Here is a 25,147-nt window from a genome sequence, read left to right on the forward strand (position 1 = left end):
TCGCGAATGCGCAGCTACAACCCCGACCTGACGCCCCCTTGGAAGCGGTCCGCCCCGGTGCCGGAGGTGCCGGCGGAGGTGGACCTCGTGGTGGAGGAGGTCTCGACCGGCTTCTGCGGGGCGGTGATCCGCTGCGAGGCGGGCACGGTGACGCTGGAGGACCGCTTCGGCAAGCACCGGGTGTTCCCGCTGGAACCCAGGGCGTTCATGCTGGAGGGCAAGGTGGTGACGCTGGTGCGCCCCTCGGCCGGCCCGACGCGGCCGACCCGGACGGCCTCGGGCTCGATCGCGGTCCCGGGCGCGCGGGCGCGGGTGGCGCGGGCGGGCCGGATCTACGTGGAGGGCCGGCACGACGCGGAGCTGGTGGAGCGGGTCTGGGGCGACGACCTGCGCATCGAGGGCGTGGTGGTGGAGTACCTGGAGGGCATCGACGACCTTCCGGCGATCGTGGCGGAGTTCGCCCCGGCGTCGGACGCCCGGCTGGGCATCCTGGTCGACCACCTGGTGCCGGGCTCCAAGGAGTCCCGTATCGCGGCCCAGGTCTCGTCCCCGGACGTCCTGATCGTCGGCCACCCGTACATCGACGTCTGGGAGGCGGTGAAGCCGTCCTCGGTGGGCATCCCGGGGTGGCCTCGCGTCCCGCACGGCCAGGACTGGAAGACGGGCGTCTGCCGAGCCCTGGGCTGGCCGGAGAACACGGGCGCGGCCTGGCAGCACATCCTGTCCCACGTCCACACCTACAAGGACCTGGAGCCGGAACTCCTGGGCCGGGTGGAAGAACTCATCGACTTCGTCACAGCCCCCTGACCCGCCCCCCGGTCGTGGGCAATCGTTCCGCGGGCGGAACGGGTGGGCACAACCCACAGGGGCGACGCCTTCTCGGGCCCCTCCCACAAGGCCGACGCCTCCCAGGCCCCTCGCACAGGGCGCCGCACCCCCCGGCCCCCGCACAGGGCGCCGGACCCCCGGGCCCCCGCACGGGCGCGAGGCCCCCCGGACGGGGCCCGTGCCGTACGGAGTCCGCCTAGTCCACCAGGTCCCGAACCACCGCGTCGGCCAGCAGCCGCCCCCGTAGCGTCAGCACCGCCCGCCCCTCGCCGTACGGCTCCGCCGCGAGAAGCCCGTCCGCCAGCGCCCTCTCCGCCGCCGCGAGCCCCGCGGGCTTCAGGAGCTCCAGCGGGCAGCCCTCCCGGAGCCGTAGCTCCAGAAGCACGCGCTCCACGCGCCGGTCCTCCGCCGAGAGGACCTCCCGCCCCGCCCCCGGCGACCGACCGGAGGACAGCGCCGCCGCGTACGCCCCCGGATGCTTCACGTTCCACCACCGCACACCCCCCACGTGCGAGTGCGCCCCCGGCCCGGCCCCCCACCAGTCCGCGCCGCGCCAGTACAGCTCGTTGTGCAGGCAGCGCCCGGCCTGCGAGGTGGCCCAGTTCGACACCTCGTACCACTCGAAGCCCGCCTCCGCGAAGACGGAGTCCGCGATCAGATACCGGTCCGCGTGCACGTCGTCGTCGGTCATCGGGACCTCGCCCCGCCGGATCCGCCGCGCCAGCTGCGTCCCCTCCTCCACGATCAGCGCGTACGCGCTGACATGGTCGGGGCCCGCCCCGATCGCCGCCTCCAGGGACGCCCGCCAGTCGTCGTCGGACTCCCCCGGCGTGCCGTAGATCAGGTCCAGGTTCACGTGCTCGAAGCCCGCCGCCCGCGCCTCCGCGACGCACGCCTCGGGCCGCCCCGGGGTGTGCGTACGGTCGAGGACCTTCAGGACGTGCTGTCGGGCGCTCTGCATGCCGAAGGAGATCCGGTTGAAACCACCGGCCCGCAGCTCCGCCAGGTACGCCGGGTCCACCGACTCCGGGTTCGCCTCCGTCGTCACCTCGGCGTCGTCCGCGAGCCCGAACTCGTCCCGGATCGCCCCCAGCATCCGTACGAGATCGCCGGCGGCGAGCAGCGTCGGCGTACCGCCGCCGACGAAGACCGTCCGCACCGGGCGCGGGTCGTCGCCGAGCACCTTCCGGGCGAGGCGTATCTCCTCGACGACCTGCCCGGCGTAGTTGTCCCGGGAGGCGAGCACGCCGCCGGCACCGCGCAGCTCGCTCGCGGTGTACGTGTTGAAGTCGCAGTAGCCGCACCGCGTGGCGCAGTACGGCACGTGCAGATAGAACCCGAGCGGCCGCTTCCCGGCCCCTTCCAGGGCGTGCGCGGGCAGCACCCCGTCCTCGGGCATGGGCTCACCATCGGGCAGTACGGAAGGCATGAGCCCATTGTCCCGTACTGCCCGACCCAAGCCGTCGGCCTGTGGAAAACCCGGCGGCGACGACTGCTCCGGAGCGGCGGTTACGCCTCCCGAGCCCCCGCGTACATCTCCTCGATCAGGTCCTTGTACGTCCGCTCCACCACCGGCCGCTTCATCTTCAGCGACGGCGTCAGCTCCCCGTGCTCGATGTCCAGGTCCCGCGGCAGCAGCCGGAACTTCTTGATCGTCTGCCAGCGCTGAAGGCCCTCGTTGAGCCGGTCCACGTAGCCCTGGACCATCTCCTGGGTCTGCGGGGCGGCGACGACCTCCGCGTACGCCTTGCCCGCGAGGCCGTGCTCGGCGGCCCAGCCGAGGATGGCGGGCTCGTCGAGGGCGATGAGCGCGGAGCAGTAGTTCCGGTCGGCGCCGAGGACCACGATGTTCGAGACGAACGGGCAGACGGCCTTGAACTGGCCCTCGATCTCGGTCGGCGCGATGTACTTGCCGCCCGAGGTCTTGAACAGGTCCTTCTTGCGATCGGTGATCCGCAGATAGCCGTCGGCGGAGAGCTCACCGATGTCGCCGGTGTGGAACCAGCCGTCCGCCTCCAGGACCTCGGCCGTCTTCTCCGGCAGGCCGTGGTAGCCCTCCATGATGCCGGGGCCGCGCAGCAGGATCTCGCCGTCGTCGGCGATCCGGACCTCGGTGCCGGGCAGCGGCTTGCCGACGGTGCCGGTGCGGTAGGCCTCGCCCGGGTTGACGAAGGAGGCGGCGCTGGACTCCGTCAGGCCGTAGCCCTCCAGGATGTGGATGCCCGCGCCGGAGAAGAAGTAGCCGATCTCGGGCGCCAGCGCGACGGAGCCGGAGACGGCGGCGCGCAGCCGACCGCCGAAGGCCTCGCGGAGCTTCTTGTAGACCAGCGCGTCGGCGACCTTGTGCTTGGTCTCCAGGCCGAAGGGCGCGGAGGCGGTGCCGGTACGGCGGAAGTTGTCCTGGGTGACCTTGGCGTACTCGCGGGCCACGCCGGCCGCCCACTGGAAGATCTTGTACTTGGCCGCGCCGCCCTCGCGCGCCTTGGCGGCGACGCCGTTGTAGACCTTCTCGAAGATCCGGGGCACGGCGGCCATGTAGGTGGGCTGGACCACCGGCAGGTTCACGATGATCTTGTCGATGCGGCCGTCGACGGCGGTGACGTGGCCGACCTCGATCTGGCCGGAGGTGAGCACCTTGCCGAAGACGTGGGCGAGCGGCAGCCAGAGGTACTGCACGTCCTCCCGGGTGACCAGGCCGGTCGCGGCGATGGCCTTGGCCATGTAGGACCAGTTGTCGTGCGGGAGGCGGACGCCCTTGGGCCGGCCGGTGGTGCCGGAGGTGTAGATCAGGGTGGCGAGCTGCTCGCGGGTGATCGCCGCGACGCGCTCCTTGACGGCTTCGGCGTGCTTCTCCAGGTACGCCTTGCCGCGCGCCTCCAGCTCCGCGAGGGAGAGGACCCAGTCGTCGCTCTCGACGCCCGTGGGGTCGATGACGACGACGTGGTGGAGCCCGGGCAGGTCACCGCGGGTCTCGCGGACCTTGGCGAGCTGGTCCGCGTCCTCCGCGATCAGCACCTTGGACTCGGAGTCGGCGAGGATGAACGCCGACTCCTCCGCGTTGGTCTGCGGGTAGACGGTGGTGGTGGCGGCGCCCGCGCACATCACCCCGAGGTCGGCGAGGATCCACTCCACACGGGTGGAGGAGGCCAGGGCGACCCGCTCCTCGGGCTGGACGCCGAGGTCGATCAGACCCGCCGCGATCGAGTAGACCCGTTCGGCGGCCTGCCCCCAGCTGAGCGACTTCCAGTCGTCCGGGCCCTGCCCGTCGGAGGCGGGGACCGGATAGCGGTAGGCCTCCGCGTCGGGAGTCCGCGCCACGCGCTCAAGGAAAAGGTTCGCCACCGAGGGCGGCCGGTTCTCGATCAGGGTCTGTGTGTCGCTCACGACGTCCTCCGGGCGGCGGCGGTGCGTTCTGGCGGTGCGTTCCATACGTTCCTGAGTACGCGCTTCCTGGCGTACTAACTCGCGAGTAACCTTCGAGCCGCGATCAGAGTAAGGCGCCGGGGACCGGCGCGTAAGAGGCTGCGGGCCGCCTCTTCATACCCGGTTGATAACAGAACGAACGGCGAACGGGCCCCCGCACGGACTGTGCGGGGACCCGTTCGATGTAGCTGTCAGCTAAACGGCGGACAGCGACGCGGTGACCGGAGCGACTACTTCTTCGTCTTGCCGCCGGACTCGTCGCTCGACAGAACGGCGATGAAGGCCTCCTGCGGCACCTCCACCGAGCCGACCATCTTCATCCGCTTCTTGCCTTCCTTCTGCTTCTCCAGCAGCTTCCGCTTACGGGAGATGTCACCGCCGTAGCACTTGGCGAGGACGTCCTTGCGGATGGCGCGAATGGTCTCGCGGGCGATGACCCGGGAGCCGATCGCGGCCTGGATCGGCACCTCGAAGGCCTGCCGCGGGATGAGCTCCCGCAGCTTGGCGACGAGCCGCACGCCGTACGCGTACGCGGCGTCCTTGTGCGTGACGGCCGAGAAGGCGTCGACCTTGTCGCCGTGCAGCAGGATGTCGACCTTGACCAGGCTGGAGGCCTGCTCACCGGTGGGCTCGTAGTCGAGGGAGGCGTAGCCACGCGTCTTCGACTTCAGCTGGTCGAAGAAGTCGAAGACGATCTCGGCGAGCGGGAGGGTGTAGCGGATCTCGACCCGGTCCTCGGAGAGGTAGTCCATGCCGAGGAGGGTGCCGCGACGGGTCTGGCAGAGCTCCATGATCGCGCCGATGAACTCGCTGGGGGCGAGGATCGTGGCGCGCACGACGGGCTCGAAGACGTCGTTGATCTTGCCTTCGGGGAACTCGCTCGGGTTGGTGACCGTGTGCTCGGCCCCGTCCTCCATCACCACGCGATAGACCACGTTGGGGGCGGTGGCGATGAGGTCGAGCCCGAACTCACGCTCCAGCCGCTCGCGGATCACGTCGAGGTGCAGCAGGCCGAGGAAGCCGACGCGGAAGCCGAAGCCGAGGGCGGCGGAGGTCTCCGGCTCGTAGACGAGCGCGGCGTCGTTGAGCTGCAGCTTGTCGAGGGCGTCGCGGAGGTCCGGGTACTCCGAGCCGTCCAGCGGGTAGAGGCCCGAGAACACCATCGGCTTGGGGTCCTTGTAGCCGCCGAGCGCCTCGGTCGCGCCCTTGCTCAGGCTGGTGATCGTGTCACCCACCTTGGACTGCCGGACGTCCTTCACACCGGTGATGAGGTAGCCGACCTCGCCGACGCCGAGACCGTCGGACGGCGTCATCTCCGGGGACGAGACGCCGATCTCCAGAAGCTCGTGGGTGGCGCCGGTCGACATCATCTTGATGCGCTCGCGCTTGTTGAGCTGGCCGTCGACGACTCGGACGTACGTCACGACACCGCGGTAGGAGTCGTAGACGGAGTCGAAGATCATCGCGCGGGCGGGCGCGTCGGCGACACCGACGGGGGCCGGCACGCTCGCGACGACGCGGTCGAGCAGCGCCTCGACGCCGAGACCGGTCTTGGCGGAGACCTTGAGCACGTCCTCGGGCTGGCAGCCGATGAGGTTGGCGAGCTCCTCGGAGAACTTCTCCGGCTGCGCGGCGGGCAGGTCGATCTTGTTCAGTACGGGAACGATGGTGAGGTCGTTCTCCATCGCGAGGTACAGGTTCGCGAGGGTCTGCGCCTCGATCCCCTGGGCCGCGTCGACGAGCAGGACCGTGCCCTCGCAGGCGGCCAGGGACCGCGAGACCTCATAGGTGAAGTCGACGTGCCCGGGGGTGTCGATCATGTTGAGGATGTGGGTCTTCCCCTGACCGTCGCCCTCGCTCGGCGCCCAGGGAAGACGCACCGCCTGGGACTTGATCGTGATGCCGCGCTCGCGCTCGATGTCCATCCGGTCGAGGTACTGGGCGCGCATCTGCCGCTGGTCGACCACACCGGTCAGCTGGAGCATCCGGTCGGCGAGTGTGGACTTGCCGTGGTCGATGTGCGCGATGATGCAGAAATTGCGGATCAGCGCCGGGTCGGTACGGCTCGGCTCAGGCACGTGGGTAGGAGTCGCGGGCACGCAGGGTCTCGTCTCGGGGCGATGGTCGGTGGGTACGTAGGCTCCATGGTCCCACGAGTGGGAGGCTCCGCTCGGTTTGGGCGGGGGTATCGGCCCCTGATACCGTGGACAGCTGTGTCACGTACGCCCTCTCAGCGTGGGAGACACACCTCAGAAACAACACCGAACCTGAAAAGGCTCTTTTCGTGGCGAACATCAAGTCCCAGATCAAGCGGAACAAGACGAACGAGAAGGCGCGCCTGCGCAACAAGGCCGTCAAGTCCTCGCTCAAGACCGCGATCCGCAAGGCCCGCGAGGCCGTCGTCGCGGGTGACGTCGAGAAGGCCGTCGTGGCTTCTCGCGCCGCCTCCCGCGCGCTCGACAAGGCTGTCTCGAAGGGCGTCATCCACAAGAACGCCGCCGCCAACAAGAAGTCGGCGCTGGCCACCAAGGTTGCCGCTCTGCAGGGCTGAGCCCCTCTGATGTAGCGCCGGACGGGACTCAGCGGGCCCTCTCTCCCGCTCCCACCCGGCACCCCGGGCTTGTGCGCGACACGCGTTCGCCACGCGTGCACGAGCCCACCAAGCACACGCCGAAGGCCCCGCCCCTTCCTTCCCCAGGAAGCCGGGGCCTTCGCCGTACCCGAACTCGGGGCCCCCACCCCCTGCCGTCCCCTACCGTCGAAGCCTCGCCGCCCTCGCCACCGCGACCACCGCCTTCTCCAGGGCGTACTCCGGGTCGTCCCCCCCGCCCTTCACGCCCGCGTCCGCCTCCGCCACCGCGCGCAGCGCGAGGGAGACGCCGTCCGGGGTCCAGCCACGCATCTGCTGCCGCACGCGGTCGATCTTCCACGGCGGCATCCCCAGCTCCCTCGCCAGATCCGCCGGCCGCCCGCCCCGCGCCGACGACAGCTTGCCGATCGCCCGGACGCCCTGCGCCAGCGCGCTGGTGATCAGGACCGCCGGGACGCCGGTCGAGAGCGACCAGCGCAGGGCCTCCAGCGCCTCCGCCGCCCGCCCCTCCACCGCACGGTCGGCCACGGTGAACGACGACGCCTCCGCCCGCCCCGTGTAGTACCGCCCGACTACCGCCTCGTCGACCGTCCCCTCCACGTCCGACGTCAGCTGCGACACCGCCGACGCCAGCTCCCGCAGATCGCTGCCGATCGAGTCCACCAGTGCCTGGCACGCCTCGGGCGTGGCCGACCGCCCCAGCGCCCGGAACTCCTGCCGCACGAACGTCAGCCGCTCCGCCGGCTTCGTCGTCTTCGGGCAGGCCACCTCCCGCGCGCCCGCCTTCCGCGCCGCGTCCAGGAGGCCCTTCCCCTTCGCTCCGCCCGCGTGGAGCAGCACGAGCGTGATCTCCTCGAAGGGCGCGTCGAGGTACGCCTTGATCTCCTTGATCGTGTCCGCGGACAGGTCCTGCGCGTTCCGCACCACGAGCACCTTGCGCTCGGCGAAGAGCGACGGGCTGGTCAGCTCCGCGAGCGTCCCGGGCTGGAGCTGGTCGGAGGTGAGGTCCCGTACGTCCGTGTCGGAGTCGGCGGCCCGGGCGGCCGCCACCACCTCCTGGACGGCACGGTCGAGGAGCAGGTCCTCCTGGCCCACGGCGAGCGTGACGGGGGCGAGGAGGTCGTCGGTCGAATTCTTCCTGGTGGCCATCGCGAACCAGCATCCCACGCCCCACTGACACCCTCCCCCATGCCCGAGAATGGCGGGGTGAGTGAACGACACGTACTTGTACTGCCCGACCGCGACGCCGCCGAGGAGGTCGCCGAGGAGCTTCCCGCCCGCTTCGGCACAGCGCAGGAACCCCAGCTCGTGCGGGACGCGCTGGCCGGTGAGGACGACGCCGAGGACGCCCAGTGGCTGGTGGTCGTGGAGGACCCGGACGGCCGCCTCGACTCGTCGGCGCTGGACGACCTGGCCGCGGAGTACGAGGGCTGGCTGGAAGCCCCGTAGCGGGCGCCCGTCTCCGCGATCGAGCATCCGCCCGCATGTGGTTCTGCTGCGGGGACTGGGGGGAGGGGACGGCCGGTCCCCGACACGGACCAGGCCCACGGACCAGGCCTGGCGCCACGCTGTGTGCGTGCCTGCCTCATGCCCGTGGATCCTCCGTCACGGGCAGGCACTCGGCGAGCAGGTCGACGACGTCGCGCCAGGCTCGCCGCGCGTGCTGCGGGTGGTAGCCGACGCCGGGAACCGTGGGGTGGTCGACCGGCGGGTGGTGGAAGGCGTGCAAGGCGCCGCCGTAGACCGTGAGGCGCCAGTCGACGCCCGCGGCCTGCATCTCGGCGGTGAACGCGTCCCGTTGTGCGGGCGGCATGATCGGGTCTTCCGACCCGACGCCGGCCCACACCGGGCAGCGAATGCGCGCTGCCTCGCCCGGTCGGCCAGTGGTCGTCGCGTTGACCGTCCCGATCGCGCGCAGGTCGACGCCGTCGCGCCCGAGTTCCAGCGCGACAGCGCCTCCGGTGCCGTAGCCGATGGCGGCGATCCGGTCGGGGTCGGCCCGCGGTTCGGTGCGCAACACGTCGAGCGCCGCATGGCCGATGCCCCGCATCCGGTCGGGATCAGCGAGCAGTGGGAGGCAACGGGCCAGCATCTCCTCGGGGTCGCCCACATAGCGCCCGCCGTGAAGGTCGAAGGCCAGCACCACGTATCCCAGCTCGGCGAGAGCGTCGGCCCGGCGGCGCTCGACGTCGCTGAGCCCCATGCCCTCCGGCCCGAGCAGCACCGCGGGCCGGCGGTCGACACCGGCCGGGAGCGCGAGGTGCCCGATCATCGTCAAACCGTCGGCCGGGTACTCGACCGTACGCGTCGTCATCGTCGTCATGCGACGGGACAGTAGTGATCGTCGAGCCCGGTCCGGCCGGTGTTCTGCCGCCGGCAGAACAGTGCGCGTGTCGGAGCCCTCTCACTCACGCGGTACTTGTCAGACACGACAGACACGGCAGACACGGCAGACACGGCAGACACGGCAGCCTAGGCCTGCCGGTTCGGCGGAACGGGCGGCAGCTCGGCGAGTTCGATGCCGAACAGGTCCCGGTACGCCGCCCTCACCTCCTCGTCCCCGTCGAGCAGCCGCTCGGTGCGCTCACCGTGCGCGTGCGTGACCAGCTTGTGTCCGCTCAGGGTGACCCGGCCCTCGTCAGTGACTCGGGTGCAGACGAGGGAGCGGGGGAAGTGCGAGTCGGGGGAGGTGCGGTGGTACCAGGCGCCCGCCGTGAAGTCGGCGAGGACGCGCGGCCGCGTCTCCAACCGGTACTGCGGCGTGCCGTTCCGCAGGACGTCCAGGTCTCCGCCCTCGGCATCCACGACGCGGAACGTGCCGGCGGGATCGACCTGGTCGCCCCGGTCGTCCAGCGCCAACGGCAGGTGGCTGTGGTCGCCGAACCCGACATCCGCGAGCCACCGGCCCTCGCCTGCCGTGTCCACCACCATCGCCATGTGGTCGTACGGGACGCCCAGTCGGCCGCCGTCGCCGAACACGCGCGCCTGCAGCAGCGTGACACCGAAGCCGAGGGCCCGAAGGAGCGCGGCGAACGTGCCGTTGAGTTCGTAGCAGAACCCGCCCCTGCCCGCCCCGACGACCTTGTCGAGCAGCGGCTTCTCCTCCAGGACGATGTCCTCGCCGAGGTGGATCGACAGGTTCTCGAAGGGGACCGTCTTCAGGTGCCGCAGATGCAGGTCACGCAGGGCGGCCGCGTCGGGGCGGCCCGGGCGCACCGCTCCGATGCGCCGCAGGTACGCGTCGACGGGCACGTCGGGACTCGGCTGGGTGTGAGTGGTCATGACCAGAGTCTCCCGCTCCGCCCCTCCTCTCACCCATGAGCCGTTGGACCTAGACCCGTCGACCGAGGTCCGTCGGCCGAGGCGGCACCCGCTCCGCGCCGACTAGCGTGCGGGCCATGACCGATCATGAACCGCCGCGGCCCCGCGCCCAGCGCAAACAGGACGTCCTCGACCGGCTCGCGCAGGAGGAGGACGCGTGGGTCGCGACCGCCTCCGCGGACGGCGAACCGTCCCTGGTGCCGTTGTGGTTCCTCTGGGACGACGGGACGGTGCTGCTGTGCACGAAGCGGAACAATCCCACGGCCCTCAATCTCACCCCGAAGGGCGAGGTCCGCCTCAGCCTCGGCCACACCCGTGACGTCGTACTGATCGACGGCACGGCCGAGAAGGTGGAGGGCGCCGACCTTCCGACCTCCTCGGCCGACGCCTTCGCGGCCACGTTCTCCTGGGACCCGCGTGACCGGCCCGTCTGGGTCTACCTCAGGATCACCCCCAGGACGGTCAGGGCCTGGCACGAGCAGCACGAACTGGCCGGGCGGGTGCTGATGCGCGACGGCGAGTGGCTGGTCTGACGGTCGGCACGCCCGCGGCGGCCGACGCACCTCGGACGAGGGCACCTCGGCCCGCGCGGCCCCTCCGCGGGTGCTCGCCACCGTCGAGGCGAGCGCGCGAGGGGATGGTGGGCGACGCCCGAAGGGCTGGCGGCCCCTTCACAGGCTCGGTACGGCCACCAGGCCCGGTCCCGCTCCCGTCACCGCGATCGCGCCGTCCCGATCCGTCCGCAGCACCTCCGCTCCTCCGTCCCGCAGCGCCGCGACCGTCGTCGGCGAGGGGTGACCGTACGGGTTGTCCCCCCCGGCCGACACCAGTGCCAGCCGTGGCCGGACCGCCCGTATCAGCCCGGGATCCTGGTAGGCGGAACCGTGGTGGGCGACCTTGAGCACATCCACCGGGCCGAGCGCCGGGTGGGCCCGCAACAGACCCTGCTGGGCGGGTGGTTCGAGGTCTCCCAGGAGCAGGAGGTGCAGCCCCTCGCCGGTCCGCGCGAGCAACGTCACGCTGGCGTCGTTGGGTCCGGCCTCCTCCGGGGCCGTCGCCCCGGCCCGCCCCAGCGGCCACAGCACCTGCCACTCCAGCGATCCGAGCCGTCTCCGCTCCCCCGGCCCCGCCCGGACCACGGGCACCCCCGCTGCCGCTGCCGCGCGCCGCACGAACGCCGCCTGCGCCCGCGGCTCTTCGAGCCCCGTCGTCTGGATGGCCCCGACCGACCGGCCGCGCAGGACCCCCGGCAACCCGGCGACATGGTCCGCGTGGAAGTGCGTCAGCACGAGCAGCGGAACCCGCCGCACCCCGAGATCGTGGAGGCAGCGGTCCACCAGCGCCGGGTCGGGCCCCGCGTCCACGACGACGGCCGTGTCCCCGCCGGCCGCGAGCACGGTCGCATCGCCCTGACCCACCTGGCACATCGCGAGCGACCAGCCCGGCGGCGGCCAGCCGCTGACCAGGCGGGTCAGTGGCGCCGGTCGCACCACGGCGAGGAACAGCACCACCACGCAGCCCGCCGCGATCCTCCGCCGGTACGGCAGCCTCCACACCCCGAGCACCACCAGCCCGAAGAGCCCGGCCAGCAGCAGCCCGCCCCACCAGCCGCCGGGCCACACGGCCTCCGCCCCGGGCAGCGCCGCACCCGCCCGGGCCACACCGGCGATCCACCCGGCGGGCCACGCCGCGACCCCGGCCACCAGCTCGGCCGCCCGCAGCGAGACCGGGGCCAGCGCGAGCGCGGCGAACCCCAGGACCGTCGCCGGGGCCACGGCCACCTCGGCGAGCAGATTGGCGGGGATCGCCACCAGGCTCACCCGCGCCGCGAAGACCGCCACCACGGGCGCGCACACCGCCTGGGCCGCAAGGGCAGCCGCCAGCGCCTCGGCAAGCCTGCCGGGCACCCCACGCCTCCGCAGCGCGTCGCTCCACCGCGGCGCGATCGTCAGGAGCGCCCCGGTGGCCAGGACCGAGAGCAGGAATCCGTAACTCCGCGCCAGCCAGGGGTCGTACAGCACCAGCGCGAGCACCGCGCCGGCCAGCGCCGGAACCAGCGATCTGCGGCGGCCCGTGCCGATGGCGAGCAGGGCGACCGCGCCGCAGGCCGCCGCCCTCAGCACGCTCGGATCCGGTCGGCAGACGAGGACGAAGGCGAGTGTCAGGCCGCCGCCGATCAGCGCGGTGGTCCGCAGCGGAAGCCCGAGCCTGGGGGCGAGCCCGCCCCGTTCCGCTCGCAGCGCCGCTCCCGGCCGCCCGATCAACAGAAGCAGCACGACGGTCAGATTCGAACCGGATACGGCAAGAAGGTGCGTGAGGTCCGTGGCTTCGAAGGCGTCGCTGAGGTCCTGGCCGATCCGCGAGGTGTCTCCGACGACCAGCCCGGGCAGCAACGCCCGTGCGTCCCCGTCAAGGTTCTCGGTCGCCCGGCGCAGCCCCGCCCTCAGCTCCCCGGCCCTGCGCTGCGCACTGCTCGGCGGCCCGGTGATCGACGGCGGTCCGGCCCCTTCGACACGCAGGACGGCCGCGAACCTGTCGCCCGGACGCATCGGCGGAGCGAGCCGTGCGGAGAGCCGGAGCCTGGTCGAGGGCAGCAGCTTCAGCCACTCCCGCTGGCCCTCCCCGGCCGGAACGATCACCAACACCGGTGTCCTGGTGCGATGCACGGCTCCGCCCGCCGCCTCGACCCGGGTCGCCTCACCGTCGAGCACCACGGAGACCGGGGCCGCCCTGTCGCCCCGGATCCGGGGCCGGGTGAGCCGGGGATCGGAGGCGACCGTGACCTCGGCCCCCACCCGGGCGTACTCCTCCGCGAGCCCGGGCACCGGACCCCGCCTCAGGTCCGCCGCGTGGAGCCCGCCCGACGCGGCACCGGCGGCGGCGCACAGCAGCACAGCCGCACCCGCCGTGACCCGAAGCCCCCACCCGGACACCCCAGGCCCAGAGGTCCCCGGTCCGGAGGTCCCCGACCCGGACGCCCCAGGCCCAGCCGCCCCCGACCCGGACGCCCCAGGCCCAGCCGCCCCCGACCCGAACGCCCCCCACCCAGAAACGCCGCGCGCGGACCGCACGCGAACCGCCGTCATCAGGGCCGCCGCCCCCGCCAGGCAGACGAGCACCCCGGCGAACACCCACCACCCGGCGACCCCCACCGCGACCGCCGCCGCTCCCCAGGCCGCCAACGCGGGCGGCACGAGCCGAAGATCGGCAGGCCCCTCGTCGAACAGCCACCCCCGATCCGCCGTCTGCCGCGCCCCAGACACCCCGGACTCCTCGGGCACCCCAGGCTCCTCGGGCACCCCAGGCTCCTCGGGCACCCCGGGCAGCACCCGAGTCACCCTGGCCGCCCCAGGCACGTCAGCCACCTCACGCACCCCCTGCGCACCGGAGACCCCGGCCCCCTCGCTCCCCTGGCGCCCGCTCATGGCCGGACCAGTGGCGCGAGGTCCGCGAACCGGCGTTCTCCGATGCCGTTGACCTCGCGCAGTTCGGCCACCGACCGGAAGCCGCCGTGCTCCGTGCGATGGTCGACGATGTGCTGGGCCAGTACCGGGCCCACCCCGGGGAGGGTGTCGAGCTGCTCCACGGTCGCCGCGGTCAGGCTCAACGGCGCCGCCCGCGTACCCGCCGCGGCTCCACCGCCCGCTCCCCCGCCCGCCCCCGGACCGCCGACCACGGCGGCCGCAGGCGTCACCCCGACGGCCACCTGCTCGCCGTCCAGCAGGATCCGGGCGCGGTTGAGTCCGGTGAGGTCGGTCCCCGACCGGACCCCTCCTGCCGCCCGCAGCGCGTCCGCGACCCGCGACCCGGCCGGCAGCGTCAGCACCCCGGGCCGGCGCACCTTGCCGCTGACGTCGACGACCACACCCGCCGGCGTCGCCCCTGCCGTCGGCGCCGCCGAGGCATCCGGGGACGCCCTCGTCTCTGGCATCGGCGCCGCGTGCACGATCTCCGGCGCCCTCACCGCCTCGGGCCTGCCGGTCCAGAAGTACCGACCGGCGAACCCGGCGGCGACGACGAGGACCACGGCCAGTGCGGCCAGGGTCCGCGGTTCGAGGCCGCACCGGGACTGCACCCACACCGGCAGCCGTTCACCGAGCGCCAGCCGCAGGCGCTCCCACCGGCCGGGCGCAGCCGTCTCCTCCTGGCGGCCGGGTGGCTCGACCACCTCCGACGCTCCCCAGTCCGCCGGATGCCGAGGCGCGCCCGGCCGGGCGGGCCGGGTGGGGAAGAGCGCCTCGCCACGGCGGCGTACGGCCGCGCCGTTGACCGCGACCGCGTGCCTCCCCCGAGCCCGGGCCCGCCCCCGGGCACGCCCGGGAGGCGAGCCCCGCCCGCGGACGCGCATGCGCCCGTCCGATCCGGGCGCGCGACCCGGGCCGCTGGACGCGACCGCTCTCCTCGTCGAGCGAGGAGCGGGCCGAGAAGCGTGCCGAGAAGAGGACGGAGACACGGACGGAGGAACGGACGGACGAGCCGACGGAAGAGCGGCGTCCCGTGCGGAGGAACCGTTTGCGAGATGTGTGTGAAGAGCCATGGAAAGGACGGTAGGCACATCCGTCCGAATCCGCTGAGACGCCTCAATTTCGGTGGAGAGCAGCCCAGTTGTGGAAAAAACCGTCACTCACACGGGTGAAGGGAGCGTCCGGGTGAGGGGAGCGTCAGCGCGGCGACACGACGACGGCGAGAAGTCCGGGGCCCGTGTGCGCCCCGATCACCGCGCCCACCTCGCTGACGTGCAACTCCTCCATACCCGTCACCCGTTCCCGCAGCCGGTCGGCGAGCACGGCGGCCCGCTCGGGCGCGGAGAGGTGGTGCACGGCGATGTCGACGGGCCCGGAGCCCGCCCGCTCCACCGCGATCTCCTCCAGGCGGGCGATCGCCTTCGATGCCGTCCGCACCTTCTCGCGCAGCTCGATCCGCCCCCCGTCGAGCTGGAGCAGCGGTTTCACGGCGAGCGCCGAGCCGAGCAGCGCCTGCGCGGCGCCGATCCGGCCTCCCCGGCGGAGGTAGTCCAGCGTGTCGACGTAGAAGAACGCGGAGGTCCCGGCGGCGCGCTTCTCGGCGGCGGCTACGGCCTCGTCGATCGAGCCGCCGGCGTCCACGACCTCGGCAGCCGCCAGCGCGCAGAAGCCGAGGGCCATCCCCACCATGCGGGTGTCGACCACCCGGACCGGCACCGGAGCGTCCTTGGCCGCCACGACGGCGGCGTCGTACGTGCCCGAGAACTCGCCGGAGAGGTGCAACGAGACGATGCCCGTCGCGCCGGCCTCGGCCGCGGCGCGGTACGTGGCCGCGAAGACGTCGGGGCCCGGCCGTGACGTGGTCACCGGCCGGCGCTTCTGGAGGGCCTGGGCCAGCGAACGGGCCGAGATCTCGGTGCCCTCTTCGAGGGCCCTGTCGCCGATGACGACGGTGAGCGGAACCGCTGTGATGCCGTGCCGCTCCATCGCCTGGGGTGGCAGGTAGGCCGTGGAATCGGTGACGATCGCGACATGCCGGGACATGAGCGGGAGGTTACCCGCAGGGGCGCTCGCGCGGCAGCCCGGCCCCGCGTTCCGCGCCGTCAGTTCATGGTCTCGGGCCGCGGCGCCTTCTCCCACGGATAGGTGGTCAGCCGCGGGTCCCGCGCCGTGATGGCCTGTGGCGCCTGCCGGTCCGGGTTCTCCCCGTCCGGACGCTGCCCGGCCTTCGCGGCGCCGTCCGCGCCGCCGCCTCCCTCGGCCTCGGCCCGCACCTCCGCCTCCGCGGGCCACACCTGCTCCCGCTCGGCGTCGGGCGCCGCGGCACCGGCGTCGGGCCAGGAGAAGTCGCCCGTGGCGGGGTCCGGTGCGGTCGCCCCCGACCAGTGGCGCAGCGCGCCCGCCTCCAGGTCGATCTGGGCGCTCAGCGAGGTCAGGTCGTCCTCCGCGAACTGCCGCGCTCGGTCCCTGGCTGCCCAGCGCAGGGAGTCGGCCGCGTGCGTGATCCGCTCCGTGCGCTCGCGCAGGTCCTGGAGCTGTGCGGCCACCCTCGCCCGGTCCGGCTCGCGCTCCAGTCGCTTGAGGTCGTCGTCCAGCTCCCGGCCGTGGGCGGTCAGCCGCTGGAAGAGGCCGAGGGACTCCTTCAGCGAGGCGTCCTCGCCCACGCCCGCCTGCAGGGCGTCCTGCGTCGCGCGCATCGAGGTGCGCAGGGAGAGGCGCAGCTGGGCCAGTTCACCGGCGACTCCGCCCTGGCCGTAGCTCTTCGCGCGCAGCGTGGTGTCCTCCACGGTGCGCCGGGCCTGGTTGATCGTGCGGTCGACGCCGCGTTTCGCGGCCTTGACCGCCTTCACGGTCGCGTAGACCCCCAGCGCCACGAAGGCGAAGAAGAGCAGCGCCATGATCACAATCGCGGCTTCCATGTCCGCCCCTCCGGCGTGGGTCGAGTTCCCTCGGTTGTCGTTCTTCCACGGTAAACGGAACGGGCAGGCCAGAGGTTCCAGTGGAACCCCCAACCTGCCCGTAGGGGATGCCCCCCATACCGCGCCGCCGAGACGGATCCGCCGCAGAGCAGTCACCGTCCCGCCGCAGACCAGGCGAAGCCCCGCTGCGGACCAGGCAAAGCCCCGCCGCAGACCAGGCGAAGCCCCGCTGCGGACCAGGCACACCCCCGGCGCCGGCCAGGGCTGTCAGGCGACGATGTTGACCAGCTTCGGCGCGCGCACAATCACCTTGCGGATCTGCGCGCCGCCCAGCGCGGCGACCACGTGCTCGTCGCCCAGGGCAAGCGCCTCCAGCTCCGCGTCCGTGATGGCCGGGGAGACCTCCAGGCGGGCCTTGACCTTGCCCTTGATCTGCACGACGCAGGTCACGGTCTCGTCCACGACGTACTCCGGGTCGGCGACCGGGAAGTCCTGGTGGACGACCGACTCGGTGTGGCCCAGCTTGCGCCACAGCTCCTCGGCGATGTGCGGGGCCAGCGGGGCGACCAGCAGCACCAGCCGCTCGGCGACCGAGCGGGCGACCGGGCCGCCCACCTTGGTCAGGTGGTTGTTCAGCTCGGTGACCTTGGCGATGGCGGTGTTGAAGCGCATGGCCGCCATGTCCTGCGAGACACCGTCGATCGCCTTGTGCAGGGCGCGCAGCGTGTCCGCGTCGATGTCGGCTTCCGGGGTGTCGACGACCGTCGCCTCGCCGGTCGACTCGTCGACGATGTTGCGCCACAGCCGCTGCAGCAGCCGGTACTGGCCGACCACCGCGCGCGTGTCCCACGGGCGGGAGACGTCCAGCGGGCCCATCGCCATCTCGTACAGGCGCAGGGTGTCGGCGCCGAACTCGGCGCAGATCTCGTCCGGCGTGACGGCGTTCTTCAGGGACTTGCCCATCTTGCCCAGGACGCGACTGACCTTCTCGCCCTCGTACCAGTAGCCGCCGTCCCGCTCCTCGACCTCGGCCGCCGGCACGGCGATGCCGCGCGCGTCCCGGTAGACGAAGGCCTGGATCATGCCCTGGTTGTACAGCTTGTGGAACGGCTCGGCCGAGGAGACGTGCCCCAGGTCGAAGAGCACCTTGGACCAGAACCGCGCGTACAGCAGGTGCAGTACGGCGTGCTCGGCACCGCCGACGTACAGGTCGACGCCACCGGTGGGCATGCCGTCGCGCGGACCCATCCAGTACTGCTCGATCGCCGGGTCGACCAGCTTCTCGGAGTTGTGCGGGTCCAGGTAGCGCAGCTCGTACCAGCAGGAACCGGCCCAGTTGGGCATGGTGTTGGTCTCGCGGCGGTATTTCTTCGGTCCGTCGCCCAGGTCCAGGGTGACGTTGACCCAGTCCTCGTTGCGGGACAGCGGCGTCTCGGGCTGGGTGTCGGCGTCGTCCGGGTCGAAGGTGCGCGGCGAGTAGTCGTCGACCTCCGGCAGCTCCAGCGGCAGCATCGACTCGGGCAGCGAGTGCGCGATGCCGCCCTCGTCGTAGACGATCGGGAAGGGCTCGCCCCAGTAGCGCTGGCGGCTGAACAGCCAGTCGCGCAGGCGGAAGTTGACGGTGCCCTCGCCGATGCCGCGGTCGGCCAGCCAGGCGGTGATCTTCGCCTTGGCCTCGACGACGCCCAGGCCGTCCAGGGAGATCTCGCCGTTCGCCGAGTTGACCAGCTTCGCCTCGTACGAGGCGAAGGCGTCGTCCCAGGTGGACGGGTCGGTGCCGCGCTCGTCGCTCGGCTGCACGACGCAGCGCATCGGCAGCTCGAAGGCGCGCGCGAAGGCGAAGTCGCGGGTGTCGTGAGCGGGGACGGCCATGATCGCGCCGGTGCCGTACCCCATCAGGACGTAGTCGGCGATGAAGACCGGGACCTGCTCGCCGCTCACCGGGTTGGTCGCGTACGCGCCCGTGAAGACGCCGGTCTTGTCCTTGGCCTCGGCCTGCCGCTCGACGTCCGACTTGGAGGCGGCCTGCTTGCGGTAGGCGGCGACGGCGTCCGCCGGGGTGGCGTGCCCTCCCGTCCAGACCTCGTGCGTACCGGCCGGCCACGCGTCCGGGACGATCTTCTCGACCAGGTCGTGCTCCGGGGCCAGCACCATGTAGGTGGCGCCGAACAGGGTGTCCTGGCGGGTGGTGAAGACCGTGATCGCACCGGAGTCGCCGACCTGGAAGTCGACACGGGCGCCCTCGGAGCGGCCGATCCAGTTGCGCTGCTGCAGCTTGATGGCCTCGGGCCAGTCCAGCGCGTCCAGGTCGTCCAGCAGGCGGTCCGCGTAGGCGGTGATGCGCATGTTCCATTGGCGCAGCTTGGCCTTGAAGACGGGGAAGTTGCCGCGCTCGGAACGGCCGTCGGAGGTGACCTCCTCGTTGGCCAGGACGGTGCCCAGGCCGGGGCACCAGTTGACCGGCGCGTCGGAGGCGTAGGCCAGGCGGTACTCGCCCAGCACGTCGGCGCGCTCGGCGGCGGTCAGCTCGCTCCACGCGCGCGTGGAGCCGGCGGTGTCGCCGACGGCCGGGACCTCACGGGTGCCGTTCTCGAACTGCTCGACCAGCTCCGCGATCGGACGGGCCTTCTTGGCCTCGTCGTCGTACCAGGAGTTGAAGATCTGCAGGAAGATCCACTGCGTCCACTTGTAGTACTCCGGGTCGATCGTGGCGAACGACCGGCGCTTGTCGTGGCCCAGACCCAGCCGGCGCAGCTGGACCTTCATGTTCTCCATGTTGGCCTCGGTGGACACGCGCGGGTGCGTGCCCGTCTGCACGGCGTACTGCTCGGCCGGCAGGCCGAAGGCGTCGAAGCCCAGGGTGTGCAGCACGTTGTGCCCGGTCATGCGCTGGTGACGGGCGAAGACGTCGGTGGCGATGTAGCCCAGCGGGTGCCCGACGTGCAGGCCCGCGCCCGAGGGGTACGGGAACATGTCCATGATGAACTTCTTGGGCCGGGCGGCGATCGCCGCGTCACCCGCCAGGTCACCGCTCGGGTTCGGCGCCTCGTAGGTTCCCTCGGCGTCCCAGAAGTCCTGCCAGCGTGCCTCGATGTCGGCGGCCATGGTCGCCGTATAACGATGCGGGGCCGCCGTCTCGGCAGCCGAATTCATCTCGCTCATGATCCCTGAAGCTCCATCGATCGTCTCTGCCCACTGCCCGCGAACTGCACTGCCACGAAATGAAAAATCCCCTCGCACAGGAGGGGACGCCGCGCCGATTCCGACCGGATCTTTCATCCGTCGGGACTGATCAGCGCGGCTCGCTAAGCAGAAGGCGTACGGCACGCATGGCGTCAGGGTACCGCAGGGCCCCTGCGGGCCGCACCGACGTTCCACCCCGCGAACGGCCGACGCTCGAAGGCGCCCGAGGCGCCCGGGTTACTCCGCGTATCGCCCCTATCCGGGGCAACCCCAAAGTCAGTTCCGCTTCCCGTGCCGCGTAAACGAGCAAACCACCTACCGGTCGGTATGCAGCGACTTAGCATGCCGCAACGGGACCGCTTATCCGCACCATTCGGAGTCGCACCCATGAACCCTCATCGCAAGATCCGCTCGTCCCCCGTCCTGCGAACCGGTTTGAGCCGGCCGGCTCAGCGCGGGATATCGATCGCGGCGCTCGTGATCGTTCCTCTGCTCGTCCTCGGCGGCAGCGACGGATTCCGTGCTGCCCTCGACTTCACCAGCGGCGTGCTGTCCCTGGTGTCGCTCACCGCGTCGATCGGGTGGGGCCTGATAGCGACCGACCGGCTGCTGCTCTCCACCCGGCACCGACTGCTCGCCCAGGGGATCCACCGCGCCACCGCGGTCGCCGCGCTCGGCTTCCTGCTGTTGCACGGCACCGTGAAGGTCGCCCTCGGCCATGTCGAGCCGCTCGGCGCGTTCCTCCCCTTCGGTCTCGGCGTCACCGGGACCTCGGCGCTCATCGGCTTCGGCTCCCTCGCCGGGCTCCTGATGGTCGTCACGGCCGCCACCGGCGCCCTGCGCAGCACCCTGGCGGGCCGGAGCCGCTTCGCCGCCCGCTGGCGGCCGCTGCACATGCTGGCGTACCCGGCCTGGTGCTTCGCCCTGATCCACGGCCTGTACGCGGGACGGCCCGCCGCCACCTGGGTCCTCGTCCTGTACTGCCTGGCGCTGGCCGCGGTCGCGGCGGCCGTCTCCTTGCGGCTGCTGCCCGCCCCCACGCAGCGGGCGCTCGCGGACCGGTTCGCCGGTCTCATGGCCTCCCTGGAAGGCCGCACCAGGCCCCCGGAGCCGGACGGGGGCGACTTCCCCGACAACGGCGAGAGCACGGCGAGCCCGTCCGCCGCACCCGTCCACGACGAACCCACCACCGTCTCCGCCGAGTGGCTCGACCGTCCGTCTCCCGGCGTCCCCGCCGGCTTCGCGGCCGCCTACCGCGCGGTGTCCCGCGCCGCGCCCGAACCCCCCGCGCGCACGCCCGAGCGCCCCACACGCACACCCGCACCCCCGTCGTACGCACCCGAACCCGCTGGGCACGCGCACGCGCACGCTCGGTACGCGGCGGAGCCCCTCCCCCATCCGTCCGAACCCGCTCCGTACGTGCCCGACGGCGTCCCGTACGCGGCCGAGGACGTCACCACCCCGCTCGCCGAGCGCGTCCCCCTGACCGAGGAGATACCCGTCGTCCCCGACCCTCCCGTCCGCCCCGGCTTCTGGCCCGCTCCTTCGCCCGCGATGCCGACGTACGCCACCCCGCCCCCGATGCCGACCTACAACTCGCCACCCTCGACGCCGACCTACAGCTCGCCGCCCTCGACGCCGACCTACGGCTCCCCGCCCTCGATGCCGACGTACGCGGCGCCGCCCCCGGCCCCTCCGTACGCCACCCCGCCGCCCGCGGGTGAGCCCTGGACCGCGCCCTCAGGAGACCGCCCGTGAACGCACCGCTCCCCGACGTCCCCGAGGTCCGGGTGGTCGGCCTGCCCCAGCTCACCCAGGGCTTCGACCTGGTCGAGCGGCTCGGCCTCGACATGCACCTGAAGGTGCACGGGCCGCTCGACCCGATGAGCGGTGACCAGCTGGCCCGGCTCGCGGACGACATGTCCCTCCACGGGCGCGGTGGCGCCGGTTTTCCCTTCGGCCGCAAGCTCCGGGCGGTCGGCGAGGCGGCGATCCGCCGTGGGGTGCGCCCGGTCGTCGTGGTCAACGGCAGTGAGGGCGAGCCCGCCTGCCGCAAGGACACCGTGCTGCTCAACCGCGCCCCGCACCTCATCCTGGACGGCGCGCTGCTCGCGGCGGAGGCACTCGGCGCCCGGACGCTGATCGTGGCCGTGACCCGTAACTCCACGGAGATATCCGTCCGGGCCGCACTCGCCGAGCGGGGCCTCTCCGACCGGCGGGGACAGGCTCTACGCGCGCGTGTCGTCCGCACTCCCGAGCGGATGGTCTCCGGGGAGGCCTCGGCGGTGATCCGCGCGGCGGGCGGTGGCCCCGCCCTGCCGCCCGGCCGGCGGGAGCGCGCGGCGGAGTCGGGGGTGGGGGGCGCGCCGACGCTGCTGTCCAACGCCGAGACCTTCGCCCAGCTGGCGGTGGCGGCGAGGATCGGCCCGCGCCGCTACCGCCACACCGGCCTGGACTCGGAGCCCGGCACGGTCCTGCTGACCCTGTCCGGTGCGGTCGCGCGCCCCATGGTCGTCGAGGTGCCCACCGGGGTCCCGCTGCGGTACGTCCTCCAGCTCGCCGGTGCCCCTCCGCTGCCCCAGGGCGTCCTCACGGGCGGCTACCACGGCAACTGGATCGACGCGGTCTCGGTCGACGAGGCGGTCGTCTCGCGCGCGTCCCTCGCGGCTGTCGGCGGCGCGCTCGGGGCCGGGGCGATCCTGCCGATCGGGCCGGAGACCTGCCCGCTCGGGGAGTCCCTGCGGGTGGCGAACTGGCTGGCGGCGGAGACGGCCGGCCAGTGCGGTCCCTGCCGGCTCGGGCTCCCCGCGGCGGCCGGCGGTCTCTCCGACCTCCTGAACGGGGGCGGCCCGGCCGCCCTGGAGGCGCTGCGGGCGGTCACCCAGGCGGTCAAGGGCCGGGGCGCGTGCAAGCACCCCGACGGTTCGGCCCGCTTCCTCGCCTCGACACTCTCGGCCTTCACGGACGACCTGGCCGCCCATGTCCTCGGCGGCGGCTGCGGCCGCCCGACCGTCGGCGTGCTGCCGCTCCCCGGCCCCGGCCACCTGGACTCGGAGGAGTCGATTCCGAGCGGCGAGAAGCTGGCCGTGGACTGGACGCTCTGCCAGGGCCACGGGCTGTGCGCGGACATCGTGCCGGAGCTGATCAGGATGGGCCCGGACGGCTATCCGGCGCTCGCCGACGCCGCCGTGCCCACCCATCTGCGCGGGCGGGCGCAGCGGGCCGTACGCCGCTGTCCCGCGCTGGCGCTCCGGGTCGAGCAGGCGCCCCAGGAGCGACCGGCGCTGCCGCCCGGCGGGGGCCGTAAGGCACTGGGCAGCGGCCGGGGTTGACGCCCCGGCACGCCAGGGCGCGACGGCCCACCGCACACGAAGAAGCGGACCACCCGATCCGGATGGTCCGCTTCTTTTGCTGTGGAGCTAAGGAGAATTGAACTCCTGACCTCCTGCATGCCATGCAGGCGCTCTACCAACTGAGCTATAGCCCCTTGCTGTCCGCCCCGTTCCGGGTTTCCCCCGCGGCGACAGACAGAACATTAACCGGCCTCCGGGGGAACCACCAAATCGTTTCCCTGGCCGTCCGACCTCGGCGGGTAGGGTCCCCCTCTGTGACCGTGACCGTCCTCGCCCGAACCCGCGCCCGTCAGTGGCCCCTCGCCACCGCCGTGGCGGTCTGTCTCGTGTCCTTCGTCGCCTTCTGGGTGGCGCAGCGGCTCGCCCACGTCAACATGCTCGACGTGATGGTCTACCGGGCCGAGGGGGAGACGGTACGGGCCGGCGGCGACCTCTACGCGATGCGCGCCACCTCGGCGAACCTCGCGATGACCTACCCGCCGTTCGCGGGGCTGCTGTTCGTCCCGCTGACCTTCGTCGACGTCCCGCTGATGCGGACGCTGGCCACGGCCGGGAACCTGCTCCTGGTGGTCGCGCTGGTCCACCTCTCGGTGCGTCTGGTCCGGCCGTCCCTGTCCGCCGAGCGGCTGTGGCGCACCACGCTCTGGGTGGCGGCGGTCGTCGTCTGGTGCGAGCCGGTGTGGACGACGTTGCGGTACGGGCAGATCAACCTGCTGATCGCGGTCGCCGTGCTGTGGGACTTCACACGCCGTGACGGCAGCCGCTGGGCGGGCCTGGGCATCGGTCTGGCGACTGCGGTGAAGCTCACACCCGGGCTCTTCGTCGTCCTGCTGCTGGCCGTCGGGCTGCTCCGGTGGCGCCGCGAGAAGAGCTGGAACGCGTGGCTGCGCACGGCCGCGACGGCGACGGCGGTGTTCCTCGGGGCGACCCTCGCGAGTGCGCTGGCCCTGCCGTACGACTCCCGGCGCTTCTGGACCCACACGCTCTTCGAGACGGGCCGGGTCGGGTTCGCCGAGGAGACCGCCAACCAGTCCCTGCGCGGGGTGCTGGCCCGGCTGCTGCACACCGATGACCCGGGTCTCCTGTGGGCGGTCGTCGCGGCCGTGCTCGGAGGCGCGGCGATGACGCTCGCCGTACGCGCCGCGCTGCGCGGCGACAAGGCCCTGGCCGTCGTCGTCTGCGCGGTCACGGCGCTGATGATCAGCCCGATCTCGTGGTCCCACCACTGGGTGTGGTGCGTGCCGCTGCTGATCCTGCTGGTGGACCGTCGCGACCGGATCCGGCCCGCCTGGACGATCTGGGCGGTGGCGCTGGTCTTCGCCTCGTTCGCGCTCTGGTGGGTACCGCACGACCCGGGCCGTCCCGAACTCGACCAGAACGCCGGACAGATGCTGCTCTCGGCGGTCTATCCGCTGACCATGACGGCGTTGTTCGTGGGCTACGTGCTCACGCGACGGCGTCAGGCCGTGGCGAAGGAGTAGAACCGCTTGAGGGTGCAGTGTTCGTCGAGGAGCCGGCCGTAGATCGGCTCCCCTTCGAGCTCGCGGTAGGTCTCGATCGGGTCGCCTTTTATGATCAGCGCCCGCGCGCACTCCTCGCACCAGTACTGGTATTCGACGTTGACGGGGTCCATGTCCCGGACGATGGGCGTACCGCTGCCGCACCAGTCGCACTTCCGCCTGTGTGCACCCATCACTCAGCTCCAGCTGTGGCCGCAGGACGTGCACACATAGGACACTCCGCCGTTGTCACCGAGCATGGGGGCCATCTGGGCGGAACCGCACGCGGGGCAGTCGATCAGACCTGCGGCATGGGCCTCGGCATCCTCGGCACCGCTCACGGCCAACGCGCACTCCTCCCGCCCGGACCCTCGTTCCCCTCCGGCCGTCCGATTCTGCCATGGCACCGCAAGGGGGTCAGCGGGCTCGGAACGGATAGGGCGAAAACGACGAATCCCGCCCCCTGATGGGGACGGGATTCGGTAACTGTGGAGCTAAGGAGAATTGAACTCCTGACCTCCTGCATGCCATGCAGGCGCTCTACCAACTGAGCTATAGCCCCTCGTGT

General features: G+C 72.3%; 20 protein-coding genes and 2 tRNA genes. 7 read left to right on the forward strand and 15 right to left on the reverse strand.

Annotated features, from left to right (window positions below; all coding sequences use genetic code 11):
- Nucleotides 1-6 precede the first annotated feature (6 nt).
- Entirely contained in the window at nucleotides 7-807 is an 801-nt protein-coding gene (locus ACIPPS_RS22570; protein WP_401434921.1) for a DUF3097 domain-containing protein, read from the forward strand.
- 217 nt (nucleotides 808-1,024) lie between these two features.
- Here ACIPPS_RS22570 and hemW read toward each other — a convergent pair whose 3' ends face one another.
- The 3 genes from hemW to lepA form a co-directional block, all read right to left on the reverse strand.
- Complete coding sequence (gene hemW, locus ACIPPS_RS22575; RefSeq protein WP_401434923.1) at nucleotides 1,025-2,257, reverse strand: radical SAM family heme chaperone HemW; 1,233 nt, start codon at nucleotides 2,255-2,257, stop codon at nucleotides 1,025-1,027.
- Between the two features lie 80 nt (nucleotides 2,258-2,337).
- A complete protein-coding gene (locus ACIPPS_RS22580) occupies nucleotides 2,338-4,212 on the reverse strand; it encodes an AMP-dependent synthetase/ligase (protein WP_401434926.1) in 1,875 nt (624 codons plus the stop codon).
- 269 nt (nucleotides 4,213-4,481) lie between these two features.
- Nucleotides 4,482-6,350 (reverse strand): translation elongation factor 4, encoded by a 1,869-nt coding sequence (lepA, locus tag ACIPPS_RS22585; RefSeq protein ID WP_401434928.1) that lies wholly within the window; start codon nucleotides 6,348-6,350, stop codon nucleotides 4,482-4,484.
- Nucleotides 6,351-6,535: 185 nt separating this feature from the next.
- Here lepA and rpsT point away from each other — a divergent pair, with 185 nt between their 5' ends.
- Complete coding sequence (gene rpsT / locus ACIPPS_RS22590; protein WP_401434930.1) at nucleotides 6,536-6,802, forward strand: 30S ribosomal protein S20; 267 nt, start codon at nucleotides 6,536-6,538, stop codon at nucleotides 6,800-6,802.
- Nucleotides 6,803-7,003: 201 nt separating this feature from the next.
- On the opposite strand, the gene holA is transcribed toward rpsT, so the two are convergent.
- A complete protein-coding gene (gene holA / locus ACIPPS_RS22595; RefSeq protein WP_401434932.1) occupies nucleotides 7,004-7,990 on the reverse strand; it encodes a DNA polymerase III subunit delta in 987 nt (328 codons plus the stop codon).
- A 39-nt stretch (nucleotides 7,991-8,029) separates the two neighbouring features.
- Between holA and ACIPPS_RS22600 the strand changes: the two genes are divergently transcribed.
- Nucleotides 8,030-8,290 carry a hypothetical protein gene (locus ACIPPS_RS22600; RefSeq protein ID WP_401434934.1) on the forward strand — a complete coding sequence of 87 codons (261 nt, stop codon included), beginning with the start codon at nucleotides 8,030-8,032 and terminating at the stop codon, nucleotides 8,288-8,290.
- A 136-nt stretch (nucleotides 8,291-8,426) separates the two neighbouring features.
- On the opposite strand, the gene ACIPPS_RS22605 is transcribed toward ACIPPS_RS22600, so the two are convergent.
- Both ACIPPS_RS22605 and ACIPPS_RS22610 read right to left on the reverse strand, forming a co-directional pair.
- Entirely contained in the window at nucleotides 8,427-9,164 is a 738-nt protein-coding gene (locus ACIPPS_RS22605; RefSeq protein WP_401434937.1) for a dienelactone hydrolase family protein, read from the reverse strand.
- A 149-nt stretch (nucleotides 9,165-9,313) separates the two neighbouring features.
- Nucleotides 9,314-10,123 (reverse strand): arylamine N-acetyltransferase, encoded by an 810-nt coding sequence (locus tag ACIPPS_RS22610; protein ID WP_401434939.1) that lies wholly within the window; start codon nucleotides 10,121-10,123, stop codon nucleotides 9,314-9,316.
- 116 nt (nucleotides 10,124-10,239) lie between these two features.
- Here ACIPPS_RS22610 and ACIPPS_RS22615 point away from each other — a divergent pair, with 116 nt between their 5' ends.
- Entirely contained in the window at nucleotides 10,240-10,695 is a 456-nt protein-coding gene (locus ACIPPS_RS22615) for a pyridoxamine 5'-phosphate oxidase family protein (RefSeq protein WP_401434941.1), read from the forward strand.
- Between the two features lie 138 nt (nucleotides 10,696-10,833).
- On the opposite strand, the gene ACIPPS_RS22620 is transcribed toward ACIPPS_RS22615, so the two are convergent.
- The 5 genes from ACIPPS_RS22620 to leuS all read right to left on the reverse strand — a co-directional run bounded on the left by ACIPPS_RS22620 (nucleotide 10,834) and on the right by leuS (nucleotide 19,706).
- Nucleotides 10,834-13,461, reverse strand: coding sequence for a ComEC/Rec2 family competence protein (locus ACIPPS_RS22620; RefSeq protein WP_401434943.1), 2,628 nt, complete (start codon nucleotides 13,459-13,461; stop codon nucleotides 10,834-10,836).
- Between the two features lie 122 nt (nucleotides 13,462-13,583).
- Nucleotides 13,584-14,330: a helix-hairpin-helix domain-containing protein gene (locus ACIPPS_RS22625; protein ID WP_401434945.1), complete on the reverse strand. Its 747-nt coding sequence runs from the start codon at nucleotides 14,328-14,330 to the stop codon at nucleotides 13,584-13,586.
- A 493-nt stretch (nucleotides 14,331-14,823) separates the two neighbouring features.
- The gene (locus tag ACIPPS_RS22630; protein ID WP_401434948.1) at nucleotides 14,824-15,669 is read right to left on the reverse strand and encodes a DegV family protein; all 846 of its coding nucleotides are present in this window, start codon (nucleotides 15,667-15,669) and stop codon (nucleotides 14,824-14,826) included.
- A 59-nt stretch (nucleotides 15,670-15,728) separates the two neighbouring features.
- Nucleotides 15,729-16,544: a hypothetical protein gene (locus ACIPPS_RS22635; protein WP_401434951.1), complete on the reverse strand. Its 816-nt coding sequence runs from the start codon at nucleotides 16,542-16,544 to the stop codon at nucleotides 15,729-15,731.
- A 267-nt stretch (nucleotides 16,545-16,811) separates the two neighbouring features.
- Complete coding sequence (leuS, locus tag ACIPPS_RS22640) at nucleotides 16,812-19,706, reverse strand: leucine--tRNA ligase (protein ID WP_401434953.1); 2,895 nt, start codon at nucleotides 19,704-19,706, stop codon at nucleotides 16,812-16,814.
- A 498-nt stretch (nucleotides 19,707-20,204) separates the two neighbouring features.
- Between leuS and ACIPPS_RS22645 the strand changes: the two genes are divergently transcribed.
- Nucleotides 20,205-21,485, forward strand: a complete 1,281-nt coding sequence (locus tag ACIPPS_RS22645; protein ID WP_401434956.1) for a hypothetical protein — start codon at nucleotides 20,205-20,207, stop codon at nucleotides 21,483-21,485.
- Complete coding sequence (locus ACIPPS_RS22650) at nucleotides 21,482-23,059, forward strand: NADH-ubiquinone oxidoreductase-F iron-sulfur binding region domain-containing protein (protein WP_401434958.1); 1,578 nt, start codon at nucleotides 21,482-21,484, stop codon at nucleotides 23,057-23,059. The genes ACIPPS_RS22645 and ACIPPS_RS22650 overlap by 4 nt, the downstream gene beginning before the upstream one ends.
- Before the next feature lie 82 nt (nucleotides 23,060-23,141).
- On the opposite strand, the gene ACIPPS_RS22655 is transcribed toward ACIPPS_RS22650, so the two are convergent.
- A tRNA-Ala gene (locus tag ACIPPS_RS22655) sits at nucleotides 23,142-23,214 on the reverse strand.
- A gap of 120 nt (nucleotides 23,215-23,334) precedes the next feature.
- Between ACIPPS_RS22655 and ACIPPS_RS22660 the strand changes: the two genes are divergently transcribed.
- A complete protein-coding gene (locus tag ACIPPS_RS22660) occupies nucleotides 23,335-24,561 on the forward strand; it encodes a glycosyltransferase 87 family protein (protein ID WP_401434961.1) in 1,227 nt (408 codons plus the stop codon).
- Here the strand turns inward: ACIPPS_RS22660 and ACIPPS_RS22665 are convergent.
- The 3 genes from ACIPPS_RS22665 to ACIPPS_RS22675 all read right to left on the reverse strand — a co-directional run bounded on the left by ACIPPS_RS22665 (nucleotide 24,540) and on the right by ACIPPS_RS22675 (nucleotide 25,141).
- Entirely contained in the window at nucleotides 24,540-24,773 is a 234-nt protein-coding gene (locus tag ACIPPS_RS22665; RefSeq protein WP_362411073.1) for a hypothetical protein, read from the reverse strand. The genes ACIPPS_RS22660 and ACIPPS_RS22665 overlap by 22 nt on opposite strands.
- A 3-nt stretch (nucleotides 24,774-24,776) precedes the next feature.
- Nucleotides 24,777-24,920 carry a hypothetical protein gene (locus ACIPPS_RS22670; protein WP_401434964.1) on the reverse strand — a complete coding sequence of 48 codons (144 nt, stop codon included), beginning with the start codon at nucleotides 24,918-24,920 and terminating at the stop codon, nucleotides 24,777-24,779.
- A 148-nt stretch (nucleotides 24,921-25,068) separates the two neighbouring features.
- Nucleotides 25,069-25,141 (reverse strand) — tRNA-Ala (locus ACIPPS_RS22675).
- Between the last annotated feature and the right edge of the window lie 6 nt (nucleotides 25,142-25,147).

The sequence above is a fragment of the Streptomyces sp. NPDC090127 genome (assembly GCF_044746945.1).
In the GTDB taxonomy this organism is placed as follows: domain Bacteria; phylum Actinomycetota; class Actinomycetes; order Streptomycetales; family Streptomycetaceae; genus Streptomyces.

Coding starts and splice junctions, on each gene's coding strand:
- ACIPPS_RS22570 (WP_401434921.1), top strand. CDS start 7: ATGCGCAGCTACAACCCCGACCTGACGCCCCCTTGGAAGCGGTCCGCC.
- hemW (WP_401434923.1), bottom strand. CDS start 2,257: ATGCCTTCCGTACTGCCCGATGGTGAGCCCATGCCCGAGGACGGGGTG.
- holA (WP_401434932.1), bottom strand. CDS start 7,990: ATGGCCACCAGGAAGAATTCGACCGACGACCTCCTCGCCCCCGTCACG.
- ACIPPS_RS22600 (WP_401434934.1), top strand. CDS start 8,030: ATGCCCGAGAATGGCGGGGTGAGTGAACGACACGTACTTGTACTGCCC.
- ACIPPS_RS22605 (WP_401434937.1), bottom strand. CDS start 9,164: ATGACGACGATGACGACGCGTACGGTCGAGTACCCGGCCGACGGTTTG.
- ACIPPS_RS22610 (WP_401434939.1), bottom strand. CDS start 10,123: ATGACCACTCACACCCAGCCGAGTCCCGACGTGCCCGTCGACGCGTAC.
- ACIPPS_RS22615 (WP_401434941.1), top strand. CDS start 10,240: ATGACCGATCATGAACCGCCGCGGCCCCGCGCCCAGCGCAAACAGGAC.
- ACIPPS_RS22630 (WP_401434948.1), bottom strand. CDS start 15,669: ATGTCCCGGCATGTCGCGATCGTCACCGATTCCACGGCCTACCTGCCA.
- ACIPPS_RS22635 (WP_401434951.1), bottom strand. CDS start 16,544: ATGGAAGCCGCGATTGTGATCATGGCGCTGCTCTTCTTCGCCTTCGTG.
- leuS (WP_401434953.1), bottom strand. CDS start 19,706: ATGAGCGAGATGAATTCGGCTGCCGAGACGGCGGCCCCGCATCGTTAT.
- ACIPPS_RS22665 (WP_362411073.1), bottom strand. CDS start 24,773: ATGGGTGCACACAGGCGGAAGTGCGACTGGTGCGGCAGCGGTACGCCC.